The sequence below is a fragment of the Streptomyces sp. NPDC043746 genome (assembly GCF_056436485.1).
In genome coordinates this window covers 31,497-53,703 of sequence record NZ_JBWKCM010000002.1, presented here as the reverse complement: position 1 = coordinate 53,703, position 22,207 = coordinate 31,497, and the positions used below count along the sequence as shown (strand labels likewise).

Below are 22,207 nucleotides of genomic sequence, written 5' to 3'. Positions count from 1 at the left end.
CTCAGATCCCCACAACGAAGCCGCTGGACCAGCCCTGCATGTGCTGCATCAGCGTGGCCCACACGCCGGTCAGCAGCAGGAGGCCGGTCACGATCATCATGCCGCCGCCGATCCGCATGACCCAGGCGTAGTGGCGCTTGACCCAGCCGAACGCGCCGAGCGCCTTGCGGAAGGCGACGGCGGCCAGGATGAACGGGACGCCGAGCCCGAGGCAGTACGCGACGGTCAGTATCGCGCCCCGCCCGGCGGTGGCGCTCTCGGCGGAGAGGAACAGCACCGAGGAGAGCGTCGGGCCGATGCACGGCGTCCAGCCGATCCCGAACAGGGCCCCGAGCAGCGGTGCGCCCGCCAGCCCCGCCACCGGTTTCCTGTGCAGGCGGAACTCGCGCTGCGTCACCCCCGGCAGGAGCCCCATGAAGAAGACCCCCATGAGGATCATCAGGCCGCCGAGCACCTTGTTGAGTACGTCGGCGTGGAGCTGGAGCTCGTTGCCGAAGTAGCCGAAGAGCGCCCCGGTGGAGGCGAAGACGACGGTGAAGCCGAGGACGAAGAGCGCGGCGCCCGCCACCACCCTGCCGCGTCGGGCCTCGGCCAGGTCGGTCCCGCTGACACCGGTGACGTAACTCAGATAGCCGGGGACCAGCGGCAGGACGCAGGGCGAGAAGAAGGAGACCAGACCGGCCAGCAGGGCGATGGGAACCGCCAGCAGCAGGGCCCCGCCCACGACGGTCTCGTTGTACGAGGCCAGCGTGACGGGGCTGTCCGGTCCGGCGAGCAGGGCGCTCCCGGAGTGGGTGGCGAGCGGGATCACCGGGTCACTTCTCCGCGATGATCGGGTCGATCATCTTGCGCAGCTGGTCCGCGTCCAGCGACTGGAGCGTGCGGGCCGCGATCTTCCCCTCCCGGTCGACCACCACGGTGGACGGGATGGCCTTCGGGTTCAGGGTGCCCTTGGGGAAGCGGAGCATGAGCTTGCCGATCGGGTCGAAGTAGCTCGGGTAGGTGATCCCGTAGTCCTTCTCGAAGTTCACGGCGGGGTCCCGCTGCGCGTCCCGGGTGTTGATGCCGAGGAACTGCACGCCCTGGTCGGCGGTCTCCTCGGAGACCTGCGCGAAGTACTTCGCCTCCAGCCGGCAGGGGCCGCACCAGGAGCCCCAGACGTTGAGCACGACGACCTTGCCCTTGTAGTCGGCGAGGTCGAGCGGCTTGCCCTCCAGGCTCTCGCCCTGGAGCTTCGGAGCGTCGGGCCGCTCCCCCTTCGGGACCGTGGCGATGCCCCCGGTGCCGGTGATGAAGTTGGTGTTCCCGCCGCCCTGGGCCTTGTTGCCGTCCCCGCACGCGGAGAGGGTCAGGGCACCCGCCACGGCGACGGCGGCGAGCAGGGTGGAGCGGCGTCGGGATGCGCGGCCAAAGCTCATGTGAAAAGTTTCGCATGGCACTTCCGGGGATCTCCCGCACCCCCCTCGGTGCCCGTAAAGCCCCTTGTCAAGCCTGTTTAAAGAAGGAGTTCCAGCCACCCGCGGGCGACTGTCCGACCTCCAGGGTGCGGAGCTTGGCGAGGACGGCGGGATCCTGTACGTCGAGCCAGTCGACGAACTGCCGGAAGGAGACGAGCCGTACGTCCTTCTTGCCGGCGGTCTTCTTGATCACTTCTTCCACGGCGTCCATATAGATGCCGCCGTTCCACTGTTCGAAGTGGTTGCCGATGAAGAAGGGCGCGCGATTCGTCGTGTAGGCGCGCTCGAATCCGGCGAGATAGGCCTCGGTGGCCTGCTTGCGCCAGCCCGGATAGCGCGAGGGCATGCCCTTGGTCGAATTCTTCGACTGGTTGGCGAGGATGTTGTAGTCCATCGAGAGGACCTCGAAGGAGTGGCCGGGGAACGGCATGGCCTGGAGCGGCAGATCCCAGACGCCCCCGCGCTTCACGGGCCAGGTCTGGCGGCCGCCGGGCGAGCTGGCGTCGTAACGCCACCCGAGTTTGCTCGCGGTGGGCAGGAGATTGTCCTGGCCGAGCAGACAGGGGGTGCGTCCGCCGATCAGCTCCTTTCGGTAGTCGAAGGGGAGCGGGTCCTCGTTCTGCCAGCCGGTGTTGGTCCGCCATTCCGTGACGAAGGACACGGCCTGATCGATCTCGCTCTGCCATTGCGCGGGGGTCCAGCGTTCGACGGAACCGGAACCGCCGCAGAAGTGCCCGTTGAAGTGGGTGCCGATCTCATGGCCGTCCAGCCAGGCCTGACGTACGTACGTCAGCGTGTCCTTGACATGGTCATCGGTGAGATAGCCGATGTCCGAGGCACCGCGGGGGTTGTTCGGGGGACGGTAGAGGGATTTCTTCGACTCGGGCAGCAGATACAGCCCGGAGAGGAAGAAGGTCATCGCCGCGTCGTGTTCCTTGGCCAGTTTCAGAAAGCGCGGGAAGAGGCCGTTGCCGACCTCGCCCGCCCCGTCCCAGGAAAAGATCACGAACTGCGGGGGCGTCTGGCCGGGTTCGAGCCGGACGGGGGCGGCGGGCTGGTGGGGCTGCTTTCCGGTGTCGGCGGTGGAGCCGTCGCCGATCAGGCGGGCCTTGCCCTTCGAAGAACCGTTTCCTCCGCCGGTGCCGCCGTCCCCGGTGTCACCCTTGCCGCCGTCGCCCTTGTCACTGCCGCCGTCGGCGGAGCCGGAAGAACCGGAGAAGCCGCAGCCGGCGAGTCCGATCGCGGCCGCCGTGCCGAGCCCCGCGCCGAGCAGTCCCCTTCGATTGATGTCGCGCATGCCGTCCCCATCTGCGGTCGTTTTATCTCAAGGCCATACAAACTGCTGAAGGGTGAGAGGCCTGGAGCAACACGACGGTTCCGCGCCATGGGGGAATTTCATTGCGCTTTACCTTGCGGCTGGTGCCGCGGGGCGGTACGGGGCCTGGCGGGCGGCCTCCGGGCCGTGGCCGGGCCCGCAGCGCCGGCAGCGGCCGCTGGAGGAGGGGGACCGGATCGGCACTCCTGACGAAGAACGGGACCGACCGCGGTGGCGGTCGGTCCCGTATGTTCACGGCACCGCGTACGGCGACCGGCGGCCTACGCGCCGAAGGCCTTCGACTTCCCCTTCACCGGCTTCGCCCCGGCCAGCAGATGCGCGGGCACCAGGTCCCGGGCGGGCTCCGAATAGCCGACGGAGACGAGCTTGTCGCCCCGGTAGGTGAAGCTGGTCAACGACGCCAGCGTGCACTGGCGCTTGCGCGGGTCGTGCCAGAGCCGACGGCGCTCCACGAAGGAGCGGACGATCCAGATCGGCAGCTGGTGGCTGACGCAGACCGCCTCATGGCCGCGCGCCGCGTCCTTGGCCGCGTCCAGCGCGCCCATCATGCGGACGACCTGCTCGATGTACGGCTCACCCCAGGACGGCCGGAACGGGTTGGTGAGGTGTCTCCAGTTGCCCGGCTTGCGCAGCGCCCCGTCGCCGACGCCGAAGGTCTTGCCCTCGAAGACGTTGGCGGCCTCGATGAGCCGGGGGTCGGTGGCCAGGTCCAGGCCGTGCGCCTCGGCGACGGGCGCGGCGGTCTCCTGGGCACGCTCCAGCGGGGAGGCGACGACATGGGTGATGTCGCGCTTCCCCAGGTGGTCCGCGACCCGGTCGGCCATCTGCCGGCCGAGTTCGGAGAGGTGGTAGCCGGGGCGGCGCCCGTACAGCACACCGTCCGGGTTGTGCACCTCGCCGTGGCGCATCAGGTGCACCACGGTCAGCTGCTCGTCGCGGCTGCCGTTGCCGCCGCTTCCGGTCCCGTTGCTCATGCGGTGGCCTCCGATGCGGCACGGGCCGCGGCGGGCAGGGCGGCGGCGACGCGTTCGATCGCCCGCTCGTCGTGGGCGGTGGAGACGAACCAGGACTCGAAGGCGGAGGGCGGCAGGTAGACACCCTGCTCCAGCATCGCGTGGAAGAAGGCGGTGAAGCGGAAGGCCTCCTGCTTCTTGGCGTCCTCGTAGTTCCGCACCGGCTGGTCGGTGAAGAAGACGGAGAACATGTTGCTCGCCGAGGAGACCGTGTGCGCGACGCCCTCCTTGGTGAGCGCGTCGCCCACCAGCGTGCGCAGCTCGGTGGAGACCGCGTCGATCCTCGCGTACGCGGCGTCGTCCAGCAGCCGCAGCTGGGCGAGGCCGGCGGCGGTGGCGACCGGGTTCCCGGAGAGGGTGCCCGCCTGGTAGACCGGGCCGGCCGGGGCGAGGTGCGCCATCACATCGGCGCGGCCCCCGAAGGCCGCGGCGGGGAAGCCGCCGCCCATGACCTTCCCGAAGGTCATCAGGTCGGGGCGGACGCCGTCGACGCCGTACCAGCCGGCCTTCGACGTACGGAAGCCCGTCATGACCTCGTCGGAGATGTACAGGGCGCCGTGGGCCGCGCACAGTTCCCTGAGTCCGGCGTTGAAGCCGTCGGCGGGCGGGACGACGCCCATGTTGCCGGGCGAGGCCTCGGTGATCACACAGGCGATCTCACCGGGGTGCGCGGCGAAGGCGGCACGCACGGCGTCCAGGTCGTTGTAGGGCAGGACGACGGTGTCCCCGGCCGTGGCGCCGGTGACGCCCGGGGTGTCGGGCAGCCCGAAGGTGGCGAGGCCGGAGCCGGCGGCGGCGAGCAGGGCGTCCACATGGCCGTGGTAGCAGCCGGCGAACTTCACGACCTTGGCCCGGCCGGTGAAGCCGCGGGCCAGCCGGATCGCCGACATCGTCGCCTCGGTGCCGGAGGAGACCAGCCGCACCTGCTCGACGGGCTCGATCCGCGCCACGATCTCCTCGGCCAGCGCGACCTCGCCCTCCCCCGGCGTGCCGAAGGAGGTGCCACGGGCGACCGCCTCCTGGACGGCGGCGATGACCTCCGGGTGAGAGTGGCCGAGAATCATCGGCCCCCATGAGCAGACGAGGTCGACGTACTCGCGCCCATCGGCGTCGGTGAGGTACGGACCGGTGCCGGACACCATGAACCGGGGCGTACCGCCCACGGCCCGGAAGGCACGCACGGGTGAGTTCACGCCGCCGGGCGTCACGACGGACGCCCGGTCGAACAGCGACTGCGAAACTGGGGCTTCGTATGAATACGCCACTTTGGTCCTGATCTGCGGTTCGGGTATCGGGAGGCCGGGCCGGAAGATCCAAGGTAGTCCCGGCCACCGGTGAGCGCGGAGCGCGCTCCCCTCGTATCACGGAAGAGCGTCGGCCCCCTCACGTCTGCGAAACTGGGGCGACACAGGGAGAGCTCACACATGCCATGGTGTCAGAGGCACGGACGGTCTTGCGGACAGGTGTTTCACCGCACGCCCGCGGGGGAGGTCACTGACACGATGATCGGGTTGCGCGCCGGGGGCTGTGGCTCCTAAGAAGTAGTCGGGTGGATGAGATATGCATCGCGGTGGCGGAGTGGGCGAAGGGACCGACGACCTGGGGCCCGAGCCTGCCCGGCGAGGGCGGCACCGGCGCAGGGCCGAGCGGGCCCAGAGCAGGGGCGCGGAGAGCACACCGCCCCCCGGGATCAGGAGCGGGGGCGGGATGGGGGTGACCTACAAGTACTTCGGTGCCCCGGACGGGGCCACCGCCGCACGCGTGCCCATTTCGATGCGCCCGGAGGAGCTCGGCGGCGACGAGCTGGGCATGGGCGGCATGTTCACCAAGATCAAGCCGGAGACGGTGGCCGCCATGGTCCTCACCGGCATCCAGGGCATACCCCTGCACAAGGTGCCCCCGCTGGAGCTGGTCGTCCTCCACCCCGACTACGCGGTGGTCAAGCTCCCCATGACCGTGGTCGACCCGCTGCGCGGCGTAGGCGAGGAGTCGGTCGGCGCCGCGGCCTTCATCTGGTCCACGGTCCCCGACCGCGGCGGCCCGCGCGACGCGTTCAACGTCTACCGGCTGCTCCACGAGTGGCAGGACTTCTCCCACCGGCTGCATGACGCGGGACACCAGGCGTACTGCCTGGTCTGGCCCTGACAGCGGGGATGCCCTCCCCCGGTCGGCCTCCCCGCGCGGCGGTACGGGGCCGGGGACACGGGCCGGCAGCGGGCGGGCAGCGGGCGGGCACCCCGAGGTGGCGGGCATCACCCTCGGCCTCCGCGCCCGGACGACCGGGCGCGGCCGGTCTGCGGAATGCGGTTCCGGTCAGGCGGCTCCCACCCGTTCGCGCCGGAGCACGCCCTGAGCGGCCTCACGGGGTGCCGGATCGGCGCTGCCGAGGCACTGCGTACGCAACCCGAACCCCACGCGGCCCTCGACCCGGACGACGAGCCGCGCCGGGCGCCCGCCGGATCGCTCCGACGCCGCGCCCTCGCCCGGGGGCCCGCCGCAGCCGCAGGAGCCCGGCCACCTCCGTGAGCCCGCCCCAATTCCGTGGCGACCCGCCCCTCCCCGGTGGCATCCTGGCCGGGTGAACGGACCCGAGATCACCCTCGAAGTGGCCCCTGAGCTGCGGCTCTTCGTCCCCCATGAGCGCCGCGCGGGCCGCACGCCGCTCACCACCGACGGCGCCTCCACCCTCGGCCATGTCGTCGAGTCCCTCGGTATCCCGCTCACCGAGGCCGGCACGCTCCTGGTGGACGGTGCCCCGGCGGACCGCTCGCACATCCCGGGCCCGGGCGAGCACATCGACGTCACCGCCGTCGAGCGCCCCCAGCGGGTCCCCGGCGCACCCCTGCGCTTCCTCCTGGACGTCCACCTCGGCACGCTGGCCCGCCGGCTGCGCCTGCTGGGCGTGGACGCGGCGTACGAGAGCGAGGACATCGGAGACCCCGCGCTCGCCGCCCTCTCCGCACGGGAGCGACGCGTCCTGCTCTCCCGGGACCGCGGGCTGCTGCGCCGCCGGGAGATCTGGGCGGGAGCGTACGTCTACAGCGATCGCCCCCAGGAGCAGCTGCGCGACGTCCTCGGCCGCTTCGCCCCGGCACTCGCCCCGTGGACCCGCTGCACAGCCTGCAACGGCACGCTGGCACAGGCCGACAAGGACACGGTGAGCGATCTGCTGGAGCACGGCACGCAGCAGGCGTACGACGTGTTCGCCCAGTGCACGGAGTGCGCCCGGGTGTACTGGCGGGGCGCGCACCACGGGCATCTGGAGACGATCGTCGCGGAGGCGGTACGGGAGTTCGGCGGCGCGGCGGCGTAGCCGTGCGGTCGCCGTCAGCCGACGATGTGGCGCAGGTAGGCCTGCGGGTCGGCCAGGTAGCGCCGCCAGTGGTCGACGAGTTCCAGGTCCGCCCACCGCACCCGCTCCATGCCTCCCTCCCCCAGCTGCACGATGTCCGCGCCCGGCAGCGCGGTGAGCAGGGGCGAGTGGGTGGCGCACACCACCTGGCCGCCCGCCTTCACCAACTGGTCGATGTGCCCGAGGAGTTCGAGGCAGGAGGCGAAGGACAGCGCGGCCTCCGGCTCGTCCATGACGTACAGCCCCGGCACCACGAACTTCTCCCGGAAGGCTGCGAGGAACCCCTCCCCGTGACTGCGGGTGTCCGGCTCCAGGCTCTCCCGCTCCAACGCGTCGAGGGCCGTCTCCGCACGCAGGAAGAACCCTTTGCGCGCGGACCGGCTGTAGGCCATGCGCCGCCCCCGGGGCGCGGCGTCGAAGCGGACGCGTTCACCGAGGAGGGACTTGCCCCGCGATGTCGCGTACTTCCAGTCGGCCGAGCCGCCGTAGCTGTCCAGCCCGAACCCCTCCGCCAACGCCTCCACGAGCGTGGACTTCCCCGACCCGTTCTCCCCCACCAGGAAGGTCACCGGCGCCCGGAACCGCAGCCCCTCATCGAGGAACTGCCGTACGCACGGCACCGACCAGGGCCACTCCCCCGGGTCGGGGGAATCCACATGGGCATACGCGCGTTCGACGATCACCGCTCCATGATCACCGGTTCAGAAGGCGTACGCATCTCCCGTGGCGGGCGCGAGCACCTCGTGCGTGTCGTTCGTGCGGTCGGCGTCCCGCGCCCCGCCGTGCCAGACGGTGTCGAGCCGTACGACGACCTCGTCCTGGCGGCTCGCCAGCCTCAGGTCGAGCGCGGTCTGCCGGGCCCCGCCACGGGCCCGCAGCCCGCCGGTCTCGCAGAGCACGGTGGCACGGCCGCCCCGGAGGCAGCCGTGCGGCAGCTCCTGCCGCACGGCGAGGGGCCCGGAGAAGCGCAGCCGCACGGTGGAGGCCGCGACGTCGGAGGGGCCCAGGTTCTCGCTCCGGATGCGGATCGCGACGTGGTCGCCCCAGACGGAGACGTACCCGTGATGGGCGAGATCCGCCGCAGGCACGGGGGCGGCGGGAGCGGACTCCGCGACCGGCACGGCTTCCGCGGCCGGGGCGGCCAGGGCGACCGAGGCCGCACGGTCGGCCAGGGCCTCGCGGTGGGTCTCGGGTGAGGCGGCGGCCTCCGGCACGGCGGCCGCCACCAGTACGGTCATCGCCGCCGCCGCGGCGGCGACGGACAACGGCATCAGCAGTCCTCTACGCGTCAGTCCCATGGCCGGAAGATACCGAGAGCGGCTAATTGTCCTATTGAAGGACGAACTCGACGCGCTCTCCCCCACCCGCACAGCCCACGGCCGGCCCCTGTCGGGCCCCGCCCGGTCCATGGAGGCGGGGCAGACCGGGCGGGCAACGGCTGCCTATCCTTCTCCCGTTACCGATCAACTGCCCGAGGAGATCGCCATGACCGCCACCCCCATCGCCGTCGTCACCGGCGCGAGCAGCGGCATCGGTGCCGCGACCGCCCGCACGCTGGCCGCGGCCGGCTTCCGGGTCGTGCTCACCGCGCGCCGCAAGGACCGGATCGAGGCACTGGCCGCCGAGATCGTCGAGGCCGGCCACGAGGCGACGGCCTACACCCTGGACGTGACCGACCGGGCGGCCGTCGACGAGTTCGCCACCGCCTTCCGCTCCCTGGCCCTCCTCGTCAACAACGCGGGCGGCGCACTGGGCGCGGACCCGGTGGCGACCGGTGACCCGGACGACTGGCGCCAGATGTACGAGACGAACGTCATCGGCACCCTCAACGTCACCCAGGCCCTGCTCCCCGCCCTGACCGCGAGCGGCGACGGCACGATCGTGATCCTCTCCTCCACCGCCGCGCTCTCCTCCTACGAGGGCGGCGGCGGCTACGTGGCCGCCAAGCACGGCGAACACGTCCTGGCCGAGACCCTGCGCCTGGAGATCGTCGGTACTCCGGTCCGCGTGATCGAGGTGGCCCCCGGCATGGTCAGGACCGAGGAGTTCGCCACCACCCGCTTCCGCGGCGACACCGAGAAGGCCGCCAAGGTCTACGCGGGCGTGGACGCCCCCCTCACCGCCGAGGACGTGGCCGACACGATCGGCTGGGCCGTCACCCGCCCCAGCCACGTCAACATCGACCTCCTGGTGGTCCGCCCCCGGGCCCAGGCCTCCAACTCGAAGGTCCACCGCACCCTGTAGCGGATGCGGTGGACCGGGTGACGGTGCTGGAGACGGCTGGGGCGACGGGGCCTCAGCCCTTCACACCGTCGGCTCACCCCTTGATGCAGATGACCTGCTTGAGCTTCGCGACCACCTCGACCAGGTCCCGCTGCTGCTCCATGACCTGCTCGATCGGCTTGTACGCGGCCGGGATCTCGTCCAGGACACCGGAGTCCTTGCGGCACTCCACGCCCCGCGTCTGCTCCTCCAGGTCCCGCACGGTGAAGCGGCGCTTGGCCGCGTTCCGGCTCATCCGGCGACCGGCGCCGTGGGAGGCCGAGTTGAACGCCTTCTCGTTGCCGAGACCCTTGACGATGTACGAACTGGTGCCCATCGAGCCGGGGATGATGCCGTACTCACCGGAGCCCGCGCGGATCGCTCCCTTACGGGTGACCAGCAGGTCGGCGCCGTCGTACCGCTCCTCCGCCACGTAGTTGTGGTGGCAGGAGATCTCCTGCTCGAAAACCGGCTTCGCCTTCTTGAACTCCCTGCGGACCACGTCCTTGAAGAGCGCCATCATGATCGCGCGGTTGTACTTGGCGTACTCCTGCGCCCAGTACAGATCGTTCCGGTAGTTGGCCATCTGCGGAGTGTCCGAGACGAACACCGCCAGGTCCCGGTCGATGATGCCCTGGTTGTGCGGCAGCTTCTGCGCGATCCCGATGTGGTGCTCGGCCAGTTCCTTGCCGATGTTCCGGGAGCCGGAGTGCAGCATCAGCCACACGCTCCCGTCACTGTCGAGACAGAATTCGATCATGTGGTTGCCCGATCCGAGCGTTCCCATCTGCTTCGTGGCACGTTCCTGACGGAACTTGACCGCCTCCGCGATCCCGTCGAACCGCCCCCAGAAGTCGTCCCACCCGGCCGTCGGGAACCCGTGCAGCCGTCCCGGGTCCACGGTCTCCTCGTGCATCCCGCGGCCCACCGGAATGGCCTGCTCGATCTTGGAGCGCAGCCGTGACAGGTCGCCGGGAAGATCGTTCGCCGTCAGGGACGTCTTCACCGCGGACATCCCGCAGCCGATGTCGACCCCGACCGCGGCCGGGCAGACGGCGCCCTGCATCGCGATCACCGAACCGACCGTGGCTCCCTTGCCGAAGTGGACGTCCGGCATGACGGCGAGACCCTTGATCCACGGCAGCGTGGACACGTTCCTCAGCTGCTGCATCGCCACGTCCTCGACGGACGCCGGATCGGTCCACATCCGGATGGGGACCTTCGCCCCCGGTACCTCTACGTACGACATAGCTCCTCGATTCCCCCGCGATTCCCCCGAAAAGACTGAAAGCGCAAAACCGGTGCCAAGGTCGGCAAACAAGTCGGCCGACCGGCATTCACAGCGGCGCGTGCGATACACATTGTGTCCATCGGCCGCCTCGCGGCGGCAACACCTTTTTCCGTACCGAAGGGAGCCTGGGACGGTGCGACACAAGGCCTACGTACCCGGCGTCGCACTCCTCGCGGCGCTCGCGGTCGGCTGCAGCGCCGGCTCCGGCGGCGGCGCGAGCGACGCCGACAGCAAGCCGGGCAGCCCCGTCGCGACCACCGCGCCCCCGGGCAAGTACCGCACCCTGCCCGCGCCCTGCCGGGCCGTGCCGGACTCCGTGCTCAAGGACCTGCTGCCGGGCATCGCGCAGCTGTCGCGGCAGCAGCAGGAGAGGGCGGTCCGGGGGAAGGCGATCATCACGTACGACACCGATCGCAAGGTCGGCTGCAGCTGGAAGTCCTCCGCGCCCGACTCCTCCCGCAACCTCACGATCGACTTCGAGCGCGTGGTGTCGTACGACCCCGCCGTGAGCGACGAGGACCGCGCACGCGCCCTGTACGTGAAGAAGGAGAACGCGGCCGAGCTGCCGGGGACGGGCGGCGGCCGCCCGGACCAGGGCAAGGGCGCGACGGCGAGCGCGGGAGGAGAGGGCAAGGGGACCTCGGAGCCCGGTGACGACCAGGACCCGGCGGACCCCTCGGTATCCGCCTCGCCCTCCCCGTCCGCCTCCACGTCCGCCTCCGGCACCCCGGCCGCACCCGGCAACGGCGACGAGGACCTCCGGCCGCGGGTGCTCACCGGGCTCGGAGATGCCGCATTTCTGGATGATCTCCTCACTCAGGCAGGTTCCACCACACAGCACCGCACGGTGAGCGTGGTATTCCGCACATCGAATGTGCTCGTGACCGTCCGGTACGGCGAGCAGCCGACCCTGGTCACCAAGGTGCCCGACAGCAGGGAACTGCAGGAAAAGGCCCGGTCGCTGGCTCGGAAGCTGGCCGAGGTGATCAGCGGGTAGGGCCGTTTCCCGGGGCGTCGGTCCACCGGTGACCGGGGCGCCGGGAACCCGTCGCCCGTCGTAACGTGGCTCCCCTGAGGACGTACCGACGAAGACGACCGACCGAGCCTCCACGACCGAGACCTCCGTGCCATCCGAGTGAAGGAACCATGCACCGTTCAGCTCCGCGCCTGTCCCGCATCCTCGCCTGCGCCGCCGTTCCGGTGATGCTCGTAGCCGTCGGCTGCTCGTCGGACTCCGGCTCCGGCTCCGACGCCAAGAAGAGTGCGGACTCCTCGCCGTCCGGCGCCGCCTCCACCGAGCCGACGAAGCCCGCGGTCGAGCCGGCGAAGTACGGCGACCTGCCCGACGCGTGCTCCTCGATCGGGAAGGGGACGATCGAGGACCTGGTGCCCGACGCCAAGAAGAAGGGCGGCACGGCGGGCCGCTCCAGCGATCTCTCGGTGCGCGGCAGCTGCTCGTGGAACGGCCTGAAGGACAACGGCGTCAAGGGCTCGCAGTACCGCTGGCTCTCCGTCTCCTTCACCCGCTTCGACTCCGACCAGTCGCTGGGCAGCGGGGCCGACCGTGCCGCCGAGGACTACACGAAGCAGGTCGCCAAGGAGAAGGCGAGCGAGGGCGCGCAGAAGGTCGCCGCCGCCGACGCCCCCGGCATCGGCGACGAGGCGACGGCGATCACGTACGGCCTCGACAAGTCGGACGAGAAGTTCGAGAACAGCACGGTCGTCGCCCGTACGGGCAATGTCGTCGTCACCCTGACCTACAACGGGGCGGGCTTCGCCGGGGCGAAGGCCCCGTCCGCCGCGGACATCCTCAAGGGCGCCCAGAAGGCGGCGAAGGAAGCGGTCACCGCGGTCGACAAGGCCGCCGAGGCGGAGAAGGCCGACGGCAAGTCCGACGAGAAGTCAGGCGAGCAGTCGGGCGACAAGAAGGACGAGAAGAAGGACGACGCGGAGGCCACGCCCAAGTCGTGACCTGAGCGGGGCCGGGAAGCCGAACTCCCCGGCCGTACGGCGTCCTTCCGGAGCCCGGCCCTCCGCCGAGGGCCGGGCTTCCGCCTCCCCGCGCAACGGAACTCGCACACATGTGCCAGGCTGTGCCAGCGCCGGACATGGATGCCGGTCCGGGAGAGAAGAAGTCGGGGAGGGGAGCGCCGGTGGCCGCCATACCGCTGACACGCACGCACCGGATACTCATCGGGATCGTCGTCGCCGGCGCGGTGATCATCGCCGCCATCGGGTTCGCGGGCTCCTACGCGGCCGTGCGCGAGCTGGCCGAGGCCAAGGGGTTCGGCCAGTTCTCCCTGGTCTTCCCCGTCGTTCTGTAGCCAGTGACCTGTTGCTGGGCTCGTCGTTATGGCGTGAGTGAGCACAGTTGATGTGGGTGGCGGGCGCTGGCGCGCGTACCGGTACAACCTGAAGACACAGAGCCCGGGCCCGTTACCCGAGGCGTGCACCCGGTTCGCGTCCGATCTCGTGTCGTGGGCCATGGCCCTGGGCGGGAGGCACGGGCAGTGGTTCCTGATCGGCCCTGACGGTCGTCCCGACCTGCGGGTGAACTCGTTCTTCGGGTCGCCGAAGATGAAGGGCCGGGCAGCGCGGACGAACCGGGACTATGCCTACTCGGTGTGTCTGTGGTTGAACTTCGTGGAGTCCTTGGGGCGGCGCTGGTAAGAGGCGTCCGAGGACGATGCGCGGGAGTTCCAGTTCTGGCGGGTGACCGATCCGCGTAACCCACGACGGGTGCAGCGCAGTTCGTTCTACCGCGACGCCGCGGGGCTGAAGACGTTCTACCGGTGGATGGGCGGACGCTTCCAAGTGGTCAACCCCTTCGAGGAGTTGGAGACCTCGCGGGGCCGCAAGCAGGAAGACGTGAAGTGGCTTGACCCGGCCGGCTACGCGCGGTGGCGGGACCTCGGGCTGCGCGGGCTGGATCTGGACGGCCGCGAGGACCCCGCGTGGGGTGGCCGCAACGAGCAGCGGGACGCGGTATTCGCCGACGGCTTGTACGGCACGGGCCTGCGACTGTCGGAGTGGGCGAGCGTGGTGCTGCCGGAGCTCCCGGAGGAGACGCGAGGGCGGGGCTACTACACGTGTGCGCTGGCTGACGCGTGCGCGAAGGGCGGTTACGGGCACACGTACTGGATGCCGCGTGCGGTGCTCTCCGACGTGTTGTCGTACGTGGAGGGGGCCCGGGCGCGGTCGGTGCGGCGGGCGCAGGTGGCGGGCCGCTATGAGCGGGTGCCTGAGCGGCGGATCGCGGTCGGTTTCGAGGGGCGTCAGGCGGTGACGCTCGAGGCGGAGAGCGGGGAACGGGAGACGACGGCGTGGAACGAGCTGGATCCTGCTGACCGAAGAATGCTGTTTCGGCGTACACCGCAGGGGCTGGAGCCGCTGGCTCTCTGGCTGAACGAGGACGGACTGCCCCGGGACGGGCACGGGTGGCATCACACCTTCGAGGCCGCGAACGAGCGGATCGCCGCGCTCGGGCTGAAGGACTTCAGCTGTACGCCGCACATGTTGCGGCACTCGCTGGCGCTGAAGTGGTACTCGGTCGCCAAGCTGGTGCAGGCCCGCCAGCTCGGGCATCTGTCGCAGGAGGAGACCCGCGACTTCAGAGAGCAGTTCGGCGATCACTGGCATCTGGTGCAGACGATGCTGGGGCACCGGCAGGTGGAGACGACCAAGAACGTCTACCTGGAGCCGTTTCGGAACCTGGAGGTGGAGCTGCTGCTGCGGCACGCCGACGGGTTCCCGGTGGAGCGGTTCATGGCGGATGTCTTCACAGGCCATCCCCGGGTGCGTACGGATCCGCTGGCGGTGCGGTGAGCCGCCGGGGACGCGAGGCCGCGCTGCCGCAGGCGGGAGCGGAGCGGGCTTGGGGCCTGCACCGGGTCGGCAGCACTCTGGTGGTGCGCTGCTTCGACGAGACGACGGGTGTGTCCAAGGATTACGGCTTCTCGCATCTGGGGGTGTCGCGGGAACTGCACGAGATGCTGGCCAGGGCGTTCGCGTCGCGGACGGCGCCCGGCGGTGGTCTGACCTCGTTGGATGCGATGAATCTGGCGTACCGCGCGGCGACGCAGTTGGCTGAGCACGTGGCCGGCCTGGTGTGGAGTCCTGTCCTGCCGGAGCATCTACTGCCGGAGCATCTGGACGGCCTGTTGGAGAGCCGGAGCGGGTTCGTCTCGGCGGCGCGGGACCTGGAGCACGTCAAGCTGCTGCTGGCGCACGCGGAGGGGCTCAGTGAGGCGCTGCGCGCCAAGCTCGGTGAGAAGGGACCGCGCCGGGCGGAAGGGAAGCGGAAGGAGAGTCTGAGCCGGGCGGAGTTCAAGCGGGTCGCCGAGGCGGCGCGGGCGGACCTGCGGGGTGCTGCGGCCCGGATTCGCGGTAACCGGGAGACGCTGCGGGCCTGGCGGGCCAGTGAACTGCCCGATGACGGGGATCTTGCCGGTCAGCGGCGCATGGAGCTGCTGGAGAGCGTGGACCGGGTGGGGGACGTGCCGCGCACGTGGGCCCAGTGCCATGGCCGGGAGGCCCCGCTGCCATGGGTGCACCGGTTCGGCACGGTGGAGGAGATCGTGTCGTCGCTGCATCTGACGCGGCGCGAGGCGGTGGCGGGCGCGGTGCTGATGGGGGTGCTCACGGGCGAGAACGCGAGTGTGCTGTGGGCGATGCCGGCGGCGCATCATCGTGCGGACGGATACACAGGTGATCTGGGGACGGCGATCGTGGCGGGCCGCAAGTCGCGCCGTGACCGTCATCAGCACATGAGTCTGGTGTTGTCGCAGGTGCCCGACTGGATCAGCATTCCGTCCGACCCGCAGAGTCTGTCGACGAAGGACGAGCTGCACACCGCGTTCGGTCTGTACGTGCTGCTGCACGAGCTCACGGACAGGTCACGGGAGCTGCTTTGCTCGCGGCGGTTGTTGGTACGACAAGCGCTGACCAGCCCGGATCTGCCGAGCCTGTCGGAGAACTTCGAGGACACCATGATCCAACCCTGGGCCCGCGCCCACGGGTTGCTGGCGGACAAGAAGGATGCCAAGGAGCGGCCGGTGCCGCTTCGGGTCACCTTGGGCATCATCCGGCTGACCCATCTGGAACTGCATCAGCGACCGGTGGCGCAATCGGAGCGGACCCTGGCCACCACCTATCTGGCGCGCAACCGGGGCAATCTCGCCGAGTACCAGAAGGTGGTGGCAGACGCGCTCGCGCAGGAGGTGGCCAAAGCGAAGGCGCGCGGAGCGATGGCCACCCTTTCCGAGGAGGACCTGCGGCAGGCGCAGGAGGAACCGGAGCAGGTCGCCGCCGCGTACGGCGTGGACGTGGCCACGCTGCAACGGATGATCGACGGTGAGCTCGACACCGTGATGAATGCCTGCGCGGACAACACCGGCGGCCAGTACGCGCCCGCCGGTCAGCCGTGCCGGGCGTCGTTCATGCTGTGCCTGGACTGCCCGTGCGCGCGGGCACTCCCCCGCCATCTCCCCGTCCAGGTCCTGGTGCACGACCGGATCGAGGAGCGGCGCGCGCAGATGCCTGCGCTGCAGTGGGCGCAGCGGTTCGCCGCCCCGCACGCTCAGCTCGCCGATCTGCTCGGCCAGCACTCCAAGACCGTGGTCGAGGACGCACGGGCCGGTGCCACCGATGACGACCGGGCCCTGGTGACCCGGTTCCTCAGCAGGGAGCTCGATCTTCGATGATGAGCCAATCCGCCATCGCGCTTCTCCGGAACGACGCTCCCGACGGGCTGCCCGAGGGCACGGAGTGGCCCGGGCCGGACACGCTGGTTTTGCTGCGCCGGGAATGCCGAGGGGGTACGGACCGTCGGGCGCTGTCGCGGTTCGGCGATGACCGGTGGATTTTGACCCCGGCCGTCTTCGAGGCCCACACCAAGGCCGTAAGCCTGAACTTCCGGCCCGTTCCGGCGCCTTGGCGGCTGGAGGTGAAGTACTACGTGTGGCAGCTGCTGAATCTCCCCCGCACCAGGAGCATGCGCAATTCCCGCGGGGAACGGATCTCCCCGCTCACGGTCTCCATCGTGTTCCCGCAGCTCAAGGCCTTCGTGCGATGGCTGCACCAGCAGCAAGCGACGTCGTTCGCGCAGGTCACCCCAGCCCATCTGGACCGCTACCTCGACGACCTCAGGGACGCGAAGATCTCTCTGGGGCTCAAGTACCGGCGGGTGGGCGAGGTCCGGCGGCTGTGGGCGCACCGGGAGATCCTGCCGCCGTTCATGCGGCTACCGTCCACCCCTCCGTGGAACGGCGAGGACCCCCGCGACCTGTTCAAGAAGGTCCGCCCGCAAATGGAGAACCGCACCCCCCGCATCGACGAGCGGGTGATGCAGACGCTGCTGGTATGGGCGCTGCGGTTCGTCGAGGACTTCGCCACGGACATCATGTCCGCGCACGCCGAGCACACCCGCTTGCACGCGTTGAGCCCCGAACTCATCCGCCGCCCGGCAGGCCAGCAGAGGCGCGGCGGCTACCTTCCGGGCCAGCTGCGCCGAGCGGTGATCGACTACCTCGACAAGCTGCGCACCGACGGGGGCCACCTGCCTGGGCATCTCTCCAACGACGGCAAGCTCCAGATCGACTGGCGGCACATCGAGCGCCTCTTCGTCTGCTCCGCCGAGATCAGACGCAACGGCACCGGCCGCCTGATCACCGAGTCCGGCCTGCCCATCGACCCCGACATCCCCCTGGACGTGTCCGTAACCGGGCTGCTTGAAGGGAGCCCTTGGCGCAGTTCAGCCATCGGATATCACGAGGCACCCCGGCTGGCCCGGCTGCTGAGCACGGCCTGCTTCATCGTCATCGCATACCTCTCCGGCGCACGCCCCGGGGAGGTCCTCTCCTTGCGCCGCGGCTGCCTGCGCAAGGATCCCGAGACCGGGATGCTGCTGATGGGCGGGCTCTACTACAAGAACGCCGTGGACGCCGACGGCAACAAGATCCCCCAGGGCGCAGAGCGCGCCGACCCCTGGGTCGTCGTGGCAACCGTCGCCCGGGCCATCGCGGTACTGGAAGAGCTGCACTCCAGCGAGCTGCTCTTCCCCACCTACATCGAGAGCTACCGCCGCCCCACCACCCGCCTGGGCGCGGCACGCGACGTCCAGAGTGCCGCCGAGGACATCACCGACCTCACCCAATGGATCAACGCGTACTGCGCCCGCCTCGAGCGCACCGACCGGGTCCCCGACGACCGGCACGGCCTTCTCTCCCCCTCCCGCTTCCGCAGGACGCTGGCCTGGTTCATCCGGCGCCGCCCACGCGGCCTGGTCGCCGCCGCCATCCAGTACGGCCATGTGCACGTCCAGATGCTCCAGGGCTACGCCGGTTCCTACGACTCCGGCTTCCCCGACGAATACGCCTTCGAGGACTGGCTGTACCGCATGGAGACCCTGGCTGAGGACGAACGCGCCCTGGCCGCCGGTGAGCACGTCAGCGGGCCCGCCGCCGACACCTACCGACACCGCGTGAGCGGAGCCCATCGCACCTTCGCCGGACGCGTCCTGACCAGCACCGCCCAGTCCCGCGACCTGCTCGGCAACCCCCTGCTCCAGATCCACCACGGCCCCGGCATGACCTGCGTCCTCAACCCGGCCACTGCCGCCTGCCAGTTGCGTGGCACCGCCGACGACCCCCTGATCACCCCCGACATCGACGACTGTCGGCCCAACTGCCGCTGCCTCACCCGCACCGACCGCGACATCGCCCACGTCGAACAGCAGGTAGTCGAACTCAAGGAGACCGTCTCCGATCCCCTCGCCCCGCCCATTCGTCACGCGCGCGACCAGCACGAACTCGCCCGCCTTCAAGCAATCCTCGATGCTCATCACGAGGGCAGGAAACCGACCCGATGAACGACTCCCCCACCACCGCTCCCGAGACCGACCCGGTCCGCAAAGCCATCCTGGCCGCCATGGACCGAATGCTCTCCGGCTCCCCCAAGCGCTCCACCGGTCGCCTCAGCGTGTCCCAACTCGCCATCGAAGCCGACGTCAGACGCTGGCAGTTGACCCACCGGCACACCGACCTGCGCGACCTCTTCCAGGACCGCGTCCGACAGGCCGAGGACTCCCGCGGCACACACCAGAAGACGGCCGAGGAACGGGACGACCTGCGCCGACGGCATTCGAAGCTGCAGCGCTACTGCTCAGAGCTTGAGGAACAAGTCCAGACGTACGCCACCGTGATCAACCTGATGGCGCTGGAGTACGAGGCACTGACCGAGCAGAACGCGGAGTCAGCACGCGTGCTGCCCCTTCCCTCCCGGCGGAGGACGCCTCGCACCTGAGCGCGACGGTCCGGGGCGCACACCGGCCAAGAGCAGCTACACCACATCAAGGGACGCCATCCACGATCGGCGCAGCCGCCTGCCGCCACGCCGCCTGGGCGAACGGCAGTTCGTCGGGCTTCTGCCCCAGGCGCACCAGCGTCCAAGCCGCTTCGTACGGGATCGAAGGCCCCTGGGCCGCCATCAGGCGACGTACACGCCACTGCGTCACGGGCGCGAGCAGCCACCGGACACTTCTGGTCTTCACGACACCCCTGCCTCAGTTCTCGGGTTGGACCGCGAGACGATCGTGAACTCGTCTCCGATGCCGACCGCGACCCCTAGGTTCTCAGCGTGGCTAGGCCCCGACGGCTCCTCTCTGGCTCTTGCTTACTGGAGAACTAGCCCAACAGCCCCATCCGCCCTCCCCTTCAAATGCTTTTAGCGACCCAACAGGTCACCCATCCCGGCCGCACGAACCAGCCGATGCTACTGGGAGGCACCGCGCGCCCTGCACCGAGTCCGAGTAGCCATCACCTCGCACCTCGGCGACTTTCGGCCAAGTACTCGCAACGAGGTATGCGGGTGTTGCCTGACGTACTTAGGGTGACTGCCACGCTCGACACGGATCAAGCCGAAGTCACCTGCAGCGCGATTGGCGGCTACGTCCGCATGTACACGGGGGAGAAGCGCTGTGGCCCGACTGACCGAAGCCGAAATCACCGCGCTGGAGAGCGCGTACCGGGAGAAGAGCAGGGCCTACGACCACGCCCTGGAAAGTTTGAAGGCCACGCGCTTCCAGCGGCGGATGTACTACCTGGTCGCCTTCGGCTCCATGATACTGACCGGCCTCCTCGGCTATACGGTCGTCATCGGACTCTGGGAAGACAAGCCGACCTTCACGCGGTGGGCAGGGCTCATCATCGTGGCAGCCCTGTGGGTCGGCGCGGGCGTCATGCTGATGTACAACCGGAAGACCAAGGTCGACCACACATCCGAACTGCGCAAGAAGCTCGCGGAGAAGCAGAACGCCGCTGCGGCGCTCCCTCTCGACTCCGAGGCCGCACTGCGGATCTATCGGGAGTCGACTCTTGAACTGATGGACGCGTACCGGGTCAGGGCAACCCGCAACCGACGCGTGAACAACGCGCTTCAGGCGCTCATCATCGCCGGGTCGATCGTCGCGTCGACCTTGGTCGCCATGGACAACACCGACGTCACACCGCTGAGCCTGGCAGCCACCATCCTTAGCGCCACGGTCGGTGTGTCCGCCGGCCTGTCGGGCTACTTCAAGTTCCGTGAGCGCGGCTTCAACTTGCAGTCCACCGCGGACGAACTCGAGAAGCACTACACCGCGGTCCAGTTCCACCTCGACGAGTACGAGTCCGTCGATCCCTCCCTCACGCCCGAGGAAGGCGAGAAGGAACGGCTGCGACGGTTCGCGCGCCTCGTGGAAAAGATCAAGGAAGAGCAGCGCAAGCGGGAACTGCAACTGGAGCAGTCACCTGAGCAACAGCGGAGTCAAGGGTAGGACTTTCGCACACAACAGGATCGTTGCATCGCAGCGGAGGGCAAGACCTCTTCTGACCTCCGCTGAAGCCGCCAGCACGGAGTAGCAACACCCGCAACAGGCAAGCGATATAACGATCGGCATCGACGCGGGCATCTGCGTCCTGCTCGCGCTGGACCTCCTGCTCACCTGGATGCGGATCCCCTTCCCGCTGCTGCGCCAGACCGCGTGGCTGCTGACCGCCGCGACCATCGCGTTCAACGGGGCCGCCTCCTGGCCCGATCCGCTCGGCACCGCGATGCACGCGGTGATCCCGGTCCTGTTCGTCGTCTCCGTGGAGGCCGCCCGCCACGCGGTGGGCCGGATCGCGGACATCACGGCGGACAAGCACATGGAGGGCGTGCGCCTCACCCGCTGGCTGCTCTCCCCCGTACCGACGTTCAAGCTGTGGCGGCGCATGAAGCTGTGGGAGCTGCGCAGCTACGAGCAGGTCATCAAGCTCGAACAGGAGCGGCTGATCTACCAGGCGCGCCTCCAGGCCCGGTTCGGCCGCAACTGGCGCCGCAAGGCGCCGGTCGAGTCGATGATGCCGCTGCGGCTGGCGAAGTACGGCGTCCCCCTCGCCGAGACCGCCCCGGCCGGGCTCGCCGCCGCCGGCATCGAACCGGCCCTGCTGCCGCCCGCCCCGAAGGCGGAGCTGCCAGAGCTGTCGTACGCCCCCCAGCAAGAGCAGCCCGGGCAGGCACAGGGACAGGAGCAGAAGCAGGGGCAGGAGCAGGGGCAGGAGCAGGGGCAGGAGCAGGGGCAGGAGCAGGGGCAGGGGCAGAGCCAGGCACAGCCGCAGGCACAGGCACAGCCCCAAGCCCAGCAGCAGCCGCAGCCCACGGCACTCCAGAAGCAGGCCCCCCAGCAGCACCAGGCCCCCTCGCAGCCCCAGTCCGAGCAGGCCTCGCACGCCCCCGAAGCCCCGGAGAACTCGGCAGCCCCCCAGGCCCCCGCCACCCCGGAGCCCTCCCCGGTCCCGCCCACCCACGACAGCCCCTGGTTCGCCGCCCAGAAGCTTCCGGAGGGCCCGCCCTCCAGCGCGTACGACCCCGAGTACGCCGAGGGCCTGGAGCCCACGCCCGCCGCCGTGCCCCTGGGGCCGGGCCGCACCCGCCCGCTCGGTGACGTCGGCACGATCGGCGCGGTCCCGCACCCCCGCCACGAGGAGCGCCCCCGGGTCCGGGCGCAGGCCCCCGAGGCGGCCCGCGTCCCCGAGCCCGATCCCGAGGAGGCCCCGCAGCTGGAGGAGTGGCCCCAGGAGGACGCGGAGTACGCCGAGCTGGCCTTCGAGGTGTTCACCGCGTACACCGATCAGGAGGGGCAGTACCCGAGCGTGGAGATCCTGGACATCCACCTCGCGGACACCCGGAACGTACGGCACCCCCGCTCGACCGAGCTTCTCCAGCGTCTGATGCCGCAGTTCAGGCAGGCGTACACCCCGGCGCAGTCGACGGCGGAGCAGAGCGCCTGACGTACGGTCGGCGCGCACCTTGACGCACCCCTGGCCTACGGTCGGCGCGCACCGTGACGTACCCCTGGCGTACGGCCGCGTGCCACCTGGGGGACACCTCGAATAGGCGTGGCGTACAACACGTTCGCGAGCTCTGCGCAACCATCTCGCAGATCCGCGGGTCGATTGTTGGTGACGGCTGTTCCGGGCC

Annotated in this window: 20 protein-coding genes and 1 pseudogene; 12 read left to right on the top strand and 9 right to left on the bottom strand. The window is 69.9% G+C overall.

The window, feature by feature from the left end:
• Position 1: 1 nt before the first annotated feature.
• The 5 genes from AC0682_RS02330 to hemL all read right to left on the bottom strand — a co-directional run bounded on the left by AC0682_RS02330 (position 2) and on the right by hemL (position 4,987).
• Complete coding sequence (locus tag AC0682_RS02330; protein WP_478530545.1) at positions 2-811, bottom strand: cytochrome c biogenesis CcdA family protein; 810 nt, start codon at positions 809-811, stop codon at positions 2-4.
• Between the two features lie 4 nt (positions 812-815).
• Positions 816-1,418, bottom strand: coding sequence for a TlpA family protein disulfide reductase (locus AC0682_RS02325; protein WP_478530544.1), 603 nt, complete (start codon positions 1,416-1,418; stop codon positions 816-818).
• Positions 1,419-1,485: 67 nt separating this feature from the next.
• On the bottom strand, positions 1,486-2,754 hold the full coding sequence (locus AC0682_RS02320) for a polysaccharide deacetylase family protein (protein WP_478530543.1): 1,269 nt from the start codon (positions 2,752-2,754) through the stop codon (positions 1,486-1,488).
• 299 nt (positions 2,755-3,053) lie between these two features.
• Positions 3,054-3,767, bottom strand: a complete 714-nt coding sequence (locus AC0682_RS02315; RefSeq protein WP_478530542.1) for a histidine phosphatase family protein — start codon at positions 3,765-3,767, stop codon at positions 3,054-3,056.
• Positions 3,764-4,987: a glutamate-1-semialdehyde 2,1-aminomutase gene (gene hemL / locus AC0682_RS02310; RefSeq protein WP_478530779.1), complete on the bottom strand. Its 1,224-nt coding sequence runs from the start codon at positions 4,985-4,987 to the stop codon at positions 3,764-3,766. Before hemL ends, AC0682_RS02315 begins: the two co-directional genes overlap by 4 nt.
• Before the next feature lie 379 nt (positions 4,988-5,366).
• Between hemL and AC0682_RS02305 the strand changes: the two genes are divergently transcribed.
• Together AC0682_RS02305 and AC0682_RS02300 are read left to right on the top strand one after the other, a co-directional pair.
• Complete coding sequence (locus AC0682_RS02305; RefSeq protein WP_478530541.1) at positions 5,367-5,951, top strand: hypothetical protein; 585 nt, start codon at positions 5,367-5,369, stop codon at positions 5,949-5,951.
• Positions 5,952-6,384: 433 nt separating this feature from the next.
• Positions 6,385-7,119: a Mut7-C RNAse domain-containing protein gene (locus AC0682_RS02300; RefSeq protein WP_478530540.1), complete on the top strand. Its 735-nt coding sequence runs from the start codon at positions 6,385-6,387 to the stop codon at positions 7,117-7,119.
• A 14-nt stretch (positions 7,120-7,133) separates the two neighbouring features.
• Here AC0682_RS02300 and AC0682_RS02295 read toward each other — a convergent pair whose 3' ends face one another.
• Positions 7,134-7,841, bottom strand: a complete 708-nt coding sequence (locus tag AC0682_RS02295) for an AAA family ATPase (protein WP_478530539.1) — start codon at positions 7,839-7,841, stop codon at positions 7,134-7,136.
• A gap of 18 nt (positions 7,842-7,859) precedes the next feature.
• Positions 7,860-8,429, bottom strand: a complete 570-nt coding sequence (locus tag AC0682_RS02290) for a hypothetical protein (RefSeq protein ID WP_478530778.1) — start codon at positions 8,427-8,429, stop codon at positions 7,860-7,862.
• A 214-nt stretch (positions 8,430-8,643) separates the two neighbouring features.
• On the opposite strand from AC0682_RS02290, the gene AC0682_RS02285 reads away from it, so the two are divergent.
• Positions 8,644-9,402, top strand: a complete 759-nt coding sequence (locus AC0682_RS02285; RefSeq protein WP_478530538.1) for an SDR family NAD(P)-dependent oxidoreductase — start codon at positions 8,644-8,646, stop codon at positions 9,400-9,402.
• A 73-nt stretch (positions 9,403-9,475) separates the two neighbouring features.
• On the opposite strand, the gene AC0682_RS02280 is transcribed toward AC0682_RS02285, so the two are convergent.
• A complete protein-coding gene (locus AC0682_RS02280; protein ID WP_478530537.1) occupies positions 9,476-10,669 on the bottom strand; it encodes an RtcB family protein in 1,194 nt (397 codons plus the stop codon).
• Between the two features lie 175 nt (positions 10,670-10,844).
• Here AC0682_RS02280 and AC0682_RS02275 point away from each other — a divergent pair, with 175 nt between their 5' ends.
• The 7 genes and pseudogenes from AC0682_RS02275 to AC0682_RS02245 all read left to right on the top strand — a co-directional run bounded on the left by AC0682_RS02275 (position 10,845) and on the right by AC0682_RS02245 (position 19,012).
• Positions 10,845-11,708 (top strand): DUF3558 domain-containing protein, encoded by an 864-nt coding sequence (locus AC0682_RS02275; protein WP_478530536.1) that lies wholly within the window; start codon positions 10,845-10,847, stop codon positions 11,706-11,708.
• Between the two features lie 149 nt (positions 11,709-11,857).
• Positions 11,858-12,682 (top strand): DUF3558 domain-containing protein, encoded by an 825-nt coding sequence (locus AC0682_RS02270; protein ID WP_478530535.1) that lies wholly within the window; start codon positions 11,858-11,860, stop codon positions 12,680-12,682.
• A 182-nt stretch (positions 12,683-12,864) separates the two neighbouring features.
• Positions 12,865-13,026: pseudogene (locus AC0682_RS02265) on the top strand (DUF2637 domain-containing protein); the annotation flags it as partial.
• Positions 13,027-13,450: 424 nt separating this feature from the next.
• Entirely contained in the window at positions 13,451-14,536 is a 1,086-nt protein-coding gene (locus AC0682_RS02260) for a hypothetical protein (RefSeq protein ID WP_478530534.1), read from the top strand.
• Positions 14,533-16,413, top strand: a complete 1,881-nt coding sequence (locus tag AC0682_RS02255; protein WP_478530533.1) for a hypothetical protein — start codon at positions 14,533-14,535, stop codon at positions 16,411-16,413. Before AC0682_RS02260 ends, AC0682_RS02255 begins: the two co-directional genes overlap by 4 nt.
• Positions 16,410-18,578, top strand: a complete 2,169-nt coding sequence (locus AC0682_RS02250) for a hypothetical protein (RefSeq protein ID WP_478530532.1) — start codon at positions 16,410-16,412, stop codon at positions 18,576-18,578. The genes AC0682_RS02255 and AC0682_RS02250 overlap by 4 nt, the downstream gene beginning before the upstream one ends.
• Positions 18,575-19,012 carry a hypothetical protein gene (locus AC0682_RS02245; protein ID WP_478530531.1) on the top strand — a complete coding sequence of 146 codons (438 nt, stop codon included), beginning with the start codon at positions 18,575-18,577 and terminating at the stop codon, positions 19,010-19,012. The genes AC0682_RS02250 and AC0682_RS02245 overlap by 4 nt, the downstream gene beginning before the upstream one ends.
• A gap of 46 nt (positions 19,013-19,058) precedes the next feature.
• Here AC0682_RS02245 and AC0682_RS02240 read toward each other — a convergent pair whose 3' ends face one another.
• Complete coding sequence (locus tag AC0682_RS02240) at positions 19,059-19,259, bottom strand: hypothetical protein (protein ID WP_478530530.1); 201 nt, start codon at positions 19,257-19,259, stop codon at positions 19,059-19,061.
• Positions 19,260-19,685: 426 nt separating this feature from the next.
• On the opposite strand from AC0682_RS02240, the gene AC0682_RS02235 reads away from it, so the two are divergent.
• Both AC0682_RS02235 and AC0682_RS02230 read left to right on the top strand, forming a co-directional pair.
• Positions 19,686-20,522, top strand: coding sequence for a DUF4231 domain-containing protein (locus tag AC0682_RS02235; protein ID WP_478530529.1), 837 nt, complete (start codon positions 19,686-19,688; stop codon positions 20,520-20,522).
• 172 nt (positions 20,523-20,694) lie between these two features.
• Positions 20,695-22,017, top strand: a complete 1,323-nt coding sequence (locus tag AC0682_RS02230; protein ID WP_478530528.1) for a DUF2637 domain-containing protein — start codon at positions 20,695-20,697, stop codon at positions 22,015-22,017.
• The last annotated feature ends 190 nt before the right edge of the window (positions 22,018-22,207 follow it).

Coding starts and splice junctions, on each gene's coding strand:
- AC0682_RS02285 (WP_478530538.1), top strand. CDS start 8,644: ATGACCGCCACCCCCATCGCCGTCGTCACCGGCGCGAGCAGCGGCATC.
- AC0682_RS02320 (WP_478530543.1), bottom strand. CDS start 2,754: ATGCGCGACATCAATCGAAGGGGACTGCTCGGCGCGGGGCTCGGCACG.
- AC0682_RS02305 (WP_478530541.1), top strand. CDS start 5,367: ATGCATCGCGGTGGCGGAGTGGGCGAAGGGACCGACGACCTGGGGCCC.
- AC0682_RS02315 (WP_478530542.1), bottom strand. CDS start 3,767: ATGAGCAACGGGACCGGAAGCGGCGGCAACGGCAGCCGCGACGAGCAG.
- AC0682_RS02280 (WP_478530537.1), bottom strand. CDS start 10,669: ATGTCGTACGTAGAGGTACCGGGGGCGAAGGTCCCCATCCGGATGTGG.
- AC0682_RS02290 (WP_478530778.1), bottom strand. CDS start 8,429: ATGCCGTTGTCCGTCGCCGCCGCGGCGGCGGCGATGACCGTACTGGTG.
- AC0682_RS02270 (WP_478530535.1), top strand. CDS start 11,858: ATGCACCGTTCAGCTCCGCGCCTGTCCCGCATCCTCGCCTGCGCCGCC.
- AC0682_RS02230 (WP_478530528.1), top strand. CDS start 20,695: ATGCGGATCCCCTTCCCGCTGCTGCGCCAGACCGCGTGGCTGCTGACC.
- AC0682_RS02250 (WP_478530532.1), top strand. CDS start 16,410: ATGATGAGCCAATCCGCCATCGCGCTTCTCCGGAACGACGCTCCCGAC.
- AC0682_RS02245 (WP_478530531.1), top strand. CDS start 18,575: ATGAACGACTCCCCCACCACCGCTCCCGAGACCGACCCGGTCCGCAAA.
- AC0682_RS02325 (WP_478530544.1), bottom strand. CDS start 1,418: ATGAGCTTTGGCCGCGCATCCCGACGCCGCTCCACCCTGCTCGCCGCC.